This is a genomic window from Photorhabdus aegyptia (genome assembly GCF_000612035.1).
Taxonomy (GTDB): Bacteria; Pseudomonadota; Gammaproteobacteria; order Enterobacterales; family Enterobacteriaceae; genus Photorhabdus; species Photorhabdus akhurstii.
Map to the genome: position 1 here is coordinate 26,255 of NZ_JFGV01000053.1, position 9,440 is coordinate 35,694.

Sequence of the window (9,440 nt, forward strand, 5' to 3'; positions counted from 1 at the left end):
GATTTTAAATTGAACTGGCAATTTTATTAATTAAATCTATGGATAAATAGGGGTGCATAGGCAAACTAATCACTTCTTGTGCGATTTCATCTCCTATAGGCAGGGTAATATTACTAGCCACCGCGGGTTGTTTATTCAGGGGAATGGGGTAATGAATGGCGGTGGGAATACCTTGTTCTTTTAATTTGTGTTGTAATTCATCGCGATTTTTAACCCGGACAGTATATTGCGCATAGGCCGAGAGATTGTGAGGCTCAATATACGGCGTGGTCATGATGCCGATATTGTTCAACGCCTGATGATAGTTTTCTGCCACATGCTGACGTAATACCATTTCTTCATCAAATATCTCCAGTTTGGGCAGCAGAATGGCCGCTTGCAGGGTATCTAAACGGCTGTTCACCCCGATTCGGATATGGTGGTATCGTCGGTCTTGTCCGTGTCGGGCAATTTGGCGAATAATTTTCGCCAGTTCTTTATCCTGGGTGAAAATCGCCCCGCCATCCCCATAGCAGCCCAGCGGTTTACTGGGGAAGAAACTGGTGCAAGAGATTTTGGTTAAATTGCAGGAACGCTTGCCTTTATAGGTGGCGCCGAAACTCTGGGCCGCGTCTTCTATCACGGTCAGATTATATTTTTCGGCGATGGCATTGATTTCGTCAAAATCGGCACATTGACCAAATAAGGAAACCGGAATGATGGCTTTGGTTTTCGGGGTAATCGCCGCTTCAAGTAGCGCCGGATCTAAATTATACGTCGTGGGTTTGACATCAACATAAACCGGGATACCGCCCAGTAGCGCAACGGTTTCAGCGGTGGCAATGTAGGTAAAGCCCGGGGTAATTACTTCATCGCCCGGTTTGATGCCAATCGCCATTAAAGCAATTTGTAAGGCATCGGTGCCATTGGCGCAGGTAATGCAATATGGCGCCCCGGTATATTCAATGAGCCTGTCTTCTAATTCGGCGACTTCAGGCCCTAAAATATATTTTCCATGCGCTAATACTTTCTGGATATTCGCGTCAATTTTATCTTTAATTTTAAGCTGCTGTGCTGCCAGATCGGTAAATTGCATGCCTTGGTCCTTGATTATTTAATGCGCACGACAATGTTGTTATTGAGCTGATAAATATGATGGGTGTGCGGGCAGGTAGCTGTCGCTTGGCCGTGTAGCGGTAAATCTAACTGTTCGCCAAATTCACTCATCCAGCCAATTTGTTTGGCCGGCACCCCCACCATCAGGGCATAATCGGGAACATCTTTATTCACTACCGCGCCGGCGCCAATAAAAGCATAGGCGCCAATGGTGGCGCCACAAACAATGGTACAGTTGGCGCCTAAGGTGGCGCCTTTTTTTACTCGCGTATTTTTATATTCACTTTTTCTTTCAATCAATGAGCGAGGATTATAGACATTGGTGAACACCATGCTGGGACCACAAAATACCCCGTCTTCCAGATGAACATTGTCATAAACCGAGACGTTATTTTGTATTTTGCAGTGATTGCCGATGGTGACTTGATTGCCAATAAAGACATTTTGTCCTAAGGAGCAACCCTCGCCGATTTGGGCGCCAGAACAGACATGGGTGAAATGCCAGATACGGCTGTTTTTCCCGATTTGTGCCCCTGCATCCACAATGGCGCTGGGATGTATCATTACGTGTTCCGCTGACATGAGACCGGTTCCACAGGTTTAATAGGTTAAAGGCAAAGAAACGGTTTTATTATCTCTGGCTGAGAGATAGGCCGCGATAAGCAGTTCTAATGATTTTAGTCCTTCCCGGCCATCGGTTATCGGTTTGGCTTCGCCTTTCATCACCTCAATGACATTTTTATAATAAAGCGGATGACCAAATCCGTACACCGAAGTGGTTTCGTAATTGGCGGTTTTGACTTGCTGGTCATACTCTTTTTCGTCAGCGAAATGCCATTCCTGGATTTCATTGACGGCTAATCCCCCCACTCTGACCGTGCCTTTTTCGCCTAAAATGGTGATGGAGCCTTCAAGATTTTGAGGATAAGTACACATGGTGACAGCCATTGAGCCTAATGTGCCATCCCGCCAGCGGATATTGAGTACCCCGGTATCTTCTGTTTCGATATCTAAGTGGGTCGAGGTCATGGCCTGAACATCTTTGACCGGGCCGATTAACCATTCAATTAAATCAACATAGTGGCTCGCCTGATTCATGAAGGCGCCGCCATCAAATTCCCAGGTGCCCCGCCAGGCGGCCTGGTCATAATAGGCTTGGGGACGGGTCCAGAAAACATTGAGGTGGACCAGATGAATTTTGCCAAACCGTTTTTCACTAACCGCCCGTTTCAGTAATTGCAGGGTGGCATTTAAGCGGTTTTGTTTGACGACAAAGAGGTGTTTTCCGGCTTTGTCCGCGGCTTTAACCATGTTTTCCCCCTCAGCCAGCCGGGTGGCCATCGGCTTTTCGGTGACGACATGAAAACCTTTATCAAAGCAGGCCATTGCCTGTTCTGGATGCAGGCCGGAGGGGGTGGTCAGGATAATGATATCGGCGGTGATGTTATCCAGCATCGTATTTAAGTCGCTAAAACCCGGAACACCGGTTTTTTCTACCGCCGCATTTAATGCGTTTTGATTGTTATCACAGACGGCCACTAATTCAGCCGTGTCTTGATGTATTTCCAGAGAGTTGAAATGATTTTTAGCGATCCGCCCACAACCGACTAAAGCAAATCTTATCTTTCTGTCTTTGATAATACTCAGCATATCTTTTCCTAAGTTAAGCTTTGATAATGTTTCTGTGATGGGGTGCATATTTGCCACGGGTATCGACGACTAATTTGGCGTTATTAATAATTAATTCATAATCAAATTTATCGTGATCGGTGGCTAAAATAACGCAGTCGAAGTCTTTGAGACTCTTTTCAGTGACAGGGTGGCTGATTAAATTAAAATGATGTTCCCGCATTTTTGGGAAGACCGGAACATGCGGATCGGCATATTCAATATTGGCTCCTAATCCTCTTAATTTTTCCATAATATGCACGGAGGGGCTTTCTCGCATATCATCCACATTCTTTTTATAGGCGATGCCGAGGATTAAAATGCGGCTGCCATTAATGGATTTATTCGCTTTATTAAGGGCTAATACGGTTTTATTGACCACATAATCGGGCATGGAGGAATTGACTTCACCGGAGAGTTCAATAAAGCGGGTATTGATACCATATTCTCGGGCTTTCCAGGTTAAATAGAAGGGATCAATCGGAATACAGTGGCCGCCTAATCCGGGGCCGGGATAATAGGGAACGAAGCCGAAGGGTTTGGTTGCCGCGGCTCTAATCACTTCGTGGATATCAATCCCCATTTTATCGGCAACCAGTTTCATTTCGTTGACTAAGCCAATATTGACCGCCCGATGAATATTCTCCAGGAGTTTTGTCATCTCGGCGGCTTTGGTTGAGCTGACGGGAACAACCTGGTCAATGGCGTGTTGATAAACGGCGATACCGGCTTTTAAGCAGTTTTCAGTATGACCGCCTATGACTTTAGGAATGGTGCGGGTTTCGAAATCGGGATTGCCGGGATCTTCCCGTTCGGGTGAATAGACCAGAAAGATATCTTCACCTACTTTTAATCCGCTTTCTTCAACCCGAGGGAGTAACTCTTCTTCCGTGGTGCCCGGATAGGTAGTGCTTTCTAAGGAGAGGACTTGTCCGGCTCTTAAATACGGTTTCACCCTGTCCGTGGTGTTAATCACGAAACTGATATCGGGTTCACGGTATTTATTTAACGGCGTTGGAACGCAAAGAATAATGGCATCGCATTGCGCGATTTTGGTGAAATCCGTGGTGGCTTCAAAACCGGTCTTTATCGCTTTGCTGATTTTGGCCGCGGGAATATGTTCAATGTAACTTTGGCCGTGATTTAATTTATCTGTTTTTTCTTGATCGATATCGAAACCAATGACGTTAAAACCGATATCGTTATATCTGAGCATTAACGGTAAGCCAACATAACCCAGGCCAACAATGGCAATGGTGGCGGTTTTATTATCAAATTTCTCGGTGAGAATGTTGAGTGAGGACATATTTTGCCTTTTAAGGTGATGACTTAAAAAATAAAATTTATGAAAGTAAATTACATTTGGTTTTTAATAGGATGTTATCTATTTTCATAAGTTTTATTTGGCAGGTGAAACTTTAACAAGCTTTGCAAATAGATTTTGTAAGATATATTTCTGAAATAATAAATAAGGTAATAACAACGCTACCGCACTAGGTTATTGGCTCCCAGAACTCCATAGAATCTTATAATTTTATCTACAGTTTTGATTTTTCAGTGCTTTTGTCTGCTGTAATAGCAAAACAATTAAAGATAAGTATTTCTAATGAATAATAAGGGAGGTTAAACCGTCAGACTCGCCGGGTCAAGCATAAATAAAATTTATTTATTTAATAAATTTTTAGAATAAGGTTAGCAAAAATCTGTATTATCGGCCATGAAGTGGTAGCCAAATAACCAAGCGTAAGCCGCCGAGTGGGCTGTCCTCAGCTCGTACCCAACCACGGTGCTGGTTAATCGCGGTTTCAACAATGGCTAAGCCAAGGCCAGTGCCGCCGGATTCCCGATCGCGGGCTTCGTCTGTACGGTAGAAAGGGCGGAATATGTGTTCGCGGTCTTCTGGGTTGACACCCGGACCGTCATCATCAACGGTAATGGTGATCCCTTGATTATCGGTGTGAAATGCGACCGCAATATGGTGGTGGGAGTAGCGCAAGGCATTACGCACGATATTTTCAAAAGCACTGCCAAGTGCTAATGGGTTGCAGTAAATTGCCCAAGAACTCGGTGGTAAAGTCGCTTCAAGGATTTTGTCCATCTGTTCGGCTTCGAAGCGGGCATTGTCAAGAATATCGTGCCATAAATCTGTCATTTTGATGCTTTCTCTCAACAGTTCATTTTTATGCTGACTGCGGGAGAGCACTAACAGATCGTTAATCATGCTGTCTAGCCGTTGGGCTTCTGTCTCAATTCTTTCCAGCTCTTTACTCTCGCCATGACGGCGGCGGAGTAATGCTGTTGCAAGCTGTAGGCGGGTGAGCGGTGTGCGTAGTTCGTGGGAGATATCGGAAATTAGCCGTTGTTGTGCGGTGACCATTCTTTCCAACACACTGATCATTTGGTTGAAACTGTTACCGGCGGCCAGAAACTCTTGTGGGCCAGCTTCCAGTTCTGGATGCTGACGTAGATTACCTTTAGCAACATCGTCGGCGGCATTTTTTAATTTGCGGGCAGGTTTAGCTAAACTCCATGCCAGCCATAATAGGAGGGGCGCACTGATTAACATCGTGGCGGTTAATAGTAATAGTGGCCGGTCAAACATCAGATTAATGAAATCCGATTGTGGGCTATTCGCTGGACGAACTAAATAAAGTTGATAATGATCTTCTCCATCTCGAATGGAAAAGGGTCCTAACATTTCAGAGCGGCCATATTTTTTCTTTTTCGGGTGATCGGCGTTATCTGATTGTCCAATAAAGTTGCGGACAACTTGCATTTCGCTTCTTTGTGCGCCAATCACTCTCCCTTCACTGGTGACCAGTATCAGGCGCTGGCCTGGGGGGGCCCATTTTTCAATCGCGCGGAATAAACGGCGCCACCAAAGTAAATCGTTAGCGGGATCTTGAGCTAATTCTGCTTCGATATGTTGTTCCAGCATAACTCCCTGCCGATATTCATTTTCCAGCAGAGAGGTTAGTTGTCTGGAATCCAGTTTCGGCACCATTAATACCAACATTAGGACTAACGCCAGAGTAAACCAGAAAATTGCGAAGATGCGTGCCGTTAAACTGTTTATCATGTCGCAGATACCATTAAATATCCTCGCCCACGTAAAGTCTTAAACCAGGGTAGTCCATCTTCCCGCTCAGGTAATTTACGGCGTAGGTTAGAGATATGCATATCAATTGCTCGGTCAAATGGGGTGAGTCGCTTACCTAATACTTCTTGGCTCAAATGTTCGCGGGAAACAACTTGACCTAAATGTTGAGTTAGTAAATAGAGCAAGGTAAATTCAGTACCGGTTAAATCGAGAATCTGATTAGCGAAGCTGGCTTCCTGTCGGCCGGGGTTCAATTGCAGGTTATCGACCTGAAGCGTAGGTAGGCCACTGTCTGTTTGTTGCTGCTCACTCCAGTTTGAGCGGCGAAGAATAGCACGTATACGCGCTACTAACTCACGATCATTAAATGGTTTGGCAAGATAGTCATCCGCCCCTAATTCTAGTCCCAGAACACGATCCAAATCACTTCCTCGCGCTGTCAGCATAATGACTGGCGTTTGATGGTGTAGACGCAGCTCTTTCAATGTCGTAATGCCATTTTTACGCGGCATCATAATATCGAGTAGTAGTAAGTCGATCGAATCGTCAAGGAATTTTAATGCCTGCTCTCCGTCATGAGCGATCACAACGTTAAATCCTTCCATTTCAAGTAATTCTTTTAATAGTGATGTCAGTTCACGGTCATCATCAACTAATAGGATTTTATGCATCGATTACTTCCTCCAAGAACAAAAATACGATAACAAACTTTGCTATTCCACGACTTTACGTTCTTTTACAAGCCTTTGACGCTAGTTTGCAGCCGCGTAGGTATAGTTGTCCACATTGGACCTAATAGCATCGTTCGGGGAAACGAGGAGTTGTTTAATGCGTAACATAGCAGCGTTAGTTTTAGCGTCAATGTTTGTTCTTGGCTCAACAGCATCTTTAGCTGGAACAGCAAGTACAATACACGCTGCTACGGTACCCGATAATTGTGCGCCTTGCGATTATAAAAATGTAGGAAACTATCATTATCGTAATAATGATGCTGGTGACAATGACCATATGTTCAGCGGTATCACTTTAACTGAGCAGCAGCGTCAACAGATGCGTGATTTGGTAGGGCAGAAACATCAACCACGTTCATCGATGTCGATGAGTCGCACAGAGCGAGAAGAGATGCGTAAGCTGGTCACTGCGGAGGATTTTGATGAGGTGGCAGTAAAAGCCCTGATTGAAAAGATGCTCAGATGTAATGTGGAACGTCAGGTAGAAATGGCCCGTATCCATCACCAGATGTACCAACTGTTGACGCCGGAGCAACAAGTACAATTGGAGCAACATTATCGGCAGCGTATGTCCCAGTTACCGAACTGATTTGTAATACCCATAGCAGCAAAGTAGTAGTAAATGAGAATTTTTCCTTGCCATAGACACCATCCCTGTCTTTTCCCCCGCCTTATGGCGGGATTTTTTTATCTGGCTAAGATTAATTCACTTTAAAATCAACCAGATAAAAGTTTTACAAGCAACTGTAAGTAGCGTGGAAATTTTCAAGTGTGGACACTAGTGTGGACACTTTTGAGTGCTACGGTTGCTTATGATTGCTAAATTTCCATGCCGCCATTCAGTGGGTTTAACGTGATTGCAAATTGCAAATAGTCGGGTGCCAGATGAGCATACGCCATAGTTTGTTGTATATTGGCATGACCGAGTATTTGTTGCAGTGCAACAATGTTTCCACCTTTCATCACAAAATGACTCGCGAATGTGTGGCGTAGAACGTGTGTTGCTTGTCCTTCTGGTAAATCAGGTTTTATTGATTTTAACTTTGTACGAAAGCTTTCGTAATCAACGTCAAATAATTCCCCTGACTTCTGTTTGATTTCCTTTTCTAACTCTTTTGATATCGGAATAGTTCTTTGCTTGCCATTTTTGGTTTTTAAAAATGTCACTCGGCAACTCTTTACTTGGGCGCTTTTTAAGGTTGATGCTTCTCCCCATCTAGCACCTGTGCTGAGACATAGCAGCGCAATTTTTCTTTCATCCCCTGATAGTACTGATAACAGAGTTTTGACCTCTTCTTTTGTTAAAAAGGTCATTTCTGGCTGTTTTTCCTTTAACGGGGGTAATCCATTCAGTGGGTTGCTACCGCTAAAAACTTCAAGTTTTTGCAATGTCGTTATCATTCCTGATAGACGATACATATCCCGATTTATCGTTGACGCTTTGATCCCATCAGCCAGGCGATTACTGCGGTGTTCCAGTAAAACATGTTTGTTAAGACGGTTTATCGATGGATCATTTAACTGCCTGATTGTCTTCATCAGTTGTCGTTTTTCTATAGTGCCGTTCTCTGCGGTTTGTCCGTGATATAGCCACCATAAGTTCAGTAAATCGCTAAGGTCTCGTCTACTAGTCCTTGCACTGAGTTTTTGAGCATTTGCCATTGAATGACGTTCGAAAGCAATAGCTTCTGTCTTCTTGTTGAATGTTCTCCTGATGCGATTTCCGTGTCGCCCAAGAGGTCTAATGTCCACCATATAACGACCATCATCGAGCTTCTTAATTGGCATAAGTAAGCCCTTCGATGAAACTGACAGATTGTGACCACAACTCGTCAGCATACGCATAACCAATATCTAGCCAATTTTCTGGTTTGAGTGGAATGAGGTTTCGTTCTCTGGCCCATTGTGCGCGATAGCCGGCGAGACTTGACCAGCTTCCGGTGCTGTAGTGTCAGTCATTAGCCACAGCGTATATTTTTTGAACTTAGGGTGTTGAGTTAATTTAGAAAGTGTGTTCCAGCCGGGTTCGTTATGTCCTCCCTCTAATTTTTTTAATGTGCTAAGAGGGAGCTGCATGATTTCACAGAATTGTGATTGACTCAGGTTCTCTGCATTACGCATGGCCTTTATTTAATTCTGATGATGAAAAATATAAATCACAGATATGGCACGCATCAGTATTTTTATTTCTAAACCGGTATTGCTTTAATGGCCTGTGTCGTTATAACTCAAAAGGTGAATTCAATGTACCTTTTGGGAACAATTAAAATTACTGACTGACTCGCTGGAATTGCGCATGGTCGCGTTAATTAAGCGCTTGAGGGAAAACCCAAGCCTGAGAGAGCCGCATTTAAAACCGATAGAGAGGTATAAAGGGCTGTTTGAGCTGAGAGCAAAAGCCAAAGACGGAATAGCCAGAAGTTTTTTTGTTATGCTACAGGGAAGAAAATCTATCTGTTACGATGCTTTGTGAAAAAAACTAATGCTACTCCCCTGAATGAACTCAGGATAGCGATTGCGCGAAAAAATGAACTGACAGAACCATCAAGAGATTAAGAGGAAATATGATGCGTGATGATTTAGACCTCTACATTGAGGAAAGAACCAAAGAAAATCCCCGATTTAAAGCCACGTTAGCGGAAGAGGAGAAAGAGCTTGAATTAGTGATTGAGATGCAGAATATGCTGACTGAATGGCGGAAACATGCTGGGCTGACCAGCGCTCAGGTTGCTGAAAAAATGGGTATCAAACCACCGACTGTATCAAAAATAGAAAGAAAGAGGGCGTTCAGAATTCTGTGTCACGTTAATTTAGCGGTTACAACGTTATCACATTATCCAAACGCC

At 44.0% G+C, this 9,440-nt stretch carries 10 protein-coding genes and 2 pseudogenes; 4 read left to right on the forward strand and 8 right to left on the reverse strand.

The annotated features are described in order from the left end of the window. Positions 1–4 precede the first annotated feature (4 nt). The 6 genes from BA1DRAFT_RS15730 to cpxR form a co-directional block, all read right to left on the reverse strand. On the reverse strand, positions 5–1,075 hold the full coding sequence (locus BA1DRAFT_RS15730; protein ID WP_036780950.1) for a DegT/DnrJ/EryC1/StrS family aminotransferase: 1,071 nt from the start codon (positions 1,073–1,075) through the stop codon (positions 5–7). A gap of 14 nt (positions 1,076–1,089) precedes the next feature. After that, positions 1,090–1,677 carry an acyltransferase gene (locus BA1DRAFT_RS15735; protein WP_036780952.1) on the reverse strand — a complete coding sequence of 196 codons (588 nt, stop codon included), beginning with the start codon at positions 1,675–1,677 and terminating at the stop codon, positions 1,090–1,092. Between the two features lie 18 nt (positions 1,678–1,695). Beyond that, positions 1,696–2,745: a Gfo/Idh/MocA family protein gene (locus BA1DRAFT_RS15740; protein ID WP_036780955.1), complete on the reverse strand. Its 1,050-nt coding sequence runs from the start codon at positions 2,743–2,745 to the stop codon at positions 1,696–1,698. A gap of 13 nt (positions 2,746–2,758) precedes the next feature. Continuing rightward, a complete protein-coding gene (locus BA1DRAFT_RS15745) occupies positions 2,759–4,069 on the reverse strand; it encodes a nucleotide sugar dehydrogenase (RefSeq protein WP_036780958.1) in 1,311 nt (436 codons plus the stop codon). 402 nt (positions 4,070–4,471) lie between these two features. Further along, a complete protein-coding gene (cpxA, locus tag BA1DRAFT_RS15750) occupies positions 4,472–5,842 on the reverse strand; it encodes an envelope stress sensor histidine kinase CpxA (RefSeq protein ID WP_036780960.1) in 1,371 nt (456 codons plus the stop codon). Next, positions 5,839–6,534: an envelope stress response regulator transcription factor CpxR gene (gene cpxR / locus BA1DRAFT_RS15755; protein WP_036780962.1), complete on the reverse strand. Its 696-nt coding sequence runs from the start codon at positions 6,532–6,534 to the stop codon at positions 5,839–5,841. The genes cpxA and cpxR overlap by 4 nt, the downstream gene beginning before the upstream one ends. Positions 6,535–6,691: 157 nt before the next feature. On the opposite strand from cpxR, the gene cpxP reads away from it, so the two are divergent. Beyond that, positions 6,692–7,183: a cell-envelope stress modulator CpxP gene (cpxP, locus tag BA1DRAFT_RS15760; protein WP_036780964.1), complete on the forward strand. Its 492-nt coding sequence runs from the start codon at positions 6,692–6,694 to the stop codon at positions 7,181–7,183. Positions 7,184–7,413: 230 nt separating this feature from the next. On the opposite strand, the gene BA1DRAFT_RS15765 is transcribed toward cpxP, so the two are convergent. Both BA1DRAFT_RS15765 and BA1DRAFT_RS15770 read right to left on the reverse strand, forming a co-directional pair. Continuing rightward, entirely contained in the window at positions 7,414–8,382 is a 969-nt protein-coding gene (locus BA1DRAFT_RS15765) for a phage integrase (RefSeq protein ID WP_036780967.1), read from the reverse strand. Between the two features lie 66 nt (positions 8,383–8,448). Next, positions 8,449–8,715: a helix-turn-helix domain-containing protein gene (locus BA1DRAFT_RS15770; protein WP_036780970.1), complete on the reverse strand. Its 267-nt coding sequence runs from the start codon at positions 8,713–8,715 to the stop codon at positions 8,449–8,451. 8 nt (positions 8,716–8,723) lie between these two features. Here BA1DRAFT_RS15770 and BA1DRAFT_RS22190 point away from each other — a divergent pair. The 3 genes and pseudogenes from BA1DRAFT_RS22190 to BA1DRAFT_RS23815 all read left to right on the forward strand — a co-directional run. Next, a pseudogene (locus BA1DRAFT_RS22190) lies at positions 8,724–8,852 on the forward strand (DNA adenine methylase); the annotation flags it as partial. Between the two features lie 38 nt (positions 8,853–8,890). Beyond that, a pseudogene (locus tag BA1DRAFT_RS22195) lies at positions 8,891–9,150 on the forward strand (type II toxin-antitoxin system RelE/ParE family toxin). Between the two features lie 11 nt (positions 9,151–9,161). Beyond that, the coding region (locus tag BA1DRAFT_RS23815; protein ID WP_420865153.1) for a helix-turn-helix domain-containing protein at positions 9,162–9,440 on the forward strand (279 nt) is incomplete at its 3' end.

Coding starts and splice junctions, on each gene's coding strand:
- BA1DRAFT_RS15730 (WP_036780950.1), bottom strand. CDS start 1,075: ATGCAATTTACCGATCTGGCAGCACAGCAGCTTAAAATTAAAGATAAA.
- BA1DRAFT_RS15735 (WP_036780952.1), bottom strand. CDS start 1,677: ATGTCAGCGGAACACGTAATGATACATCCCAGCGCCATTGTGGATGCA.
- BA1DRAFT_RS15740 (WP_036780955.1), bottom strand. CDS start 2,745: ATGCTGAGTATTATCAAAGACAGAAAGATAAGATTTGCTTTAGTCGGT.
- BA1DRAFT_RS15745 (WP_036780958.1), bottom strand. CDS start 4,069: ATGTCCTCACTCAACATTCTCACCGAGAAATTTGATAATAAAACCGCC.
- cpxA (WP_036780960.1), bottom strand. CDS start 5,842: ATGATAAACAGTTTAACGGCACGCATCTTCGCAATTTTCTGGTTTACT.
- cpxR (WP_036780962.1), bottom strand. CDS start 6,534: ATGCATAAAATCCTATTAGTTGATGATGACCGTGAACTGACATCACTA.
- cpxP (WP_036780964.1), top strand. CDS start 6,692: ATGCGTAACATAGCAGCGTTAGTTTTAGCGTCAATGTTTGTTCTTGGC.
- BA1DRAFT_RS15765 (WP_036780967.1), bottom strand. CDS start 8,382: ATGCCAATTAAGAAGCTCGATGATGGTCGTTATATGGTGGACATTAGA.
- BA1DRAFT_RS15770 (WP_036780970.1), bottom strand. CDS start 8,715: ATGCGTAATGCAGAGAACCTGAGTCAATCACAATTCTGTGAAATCATG.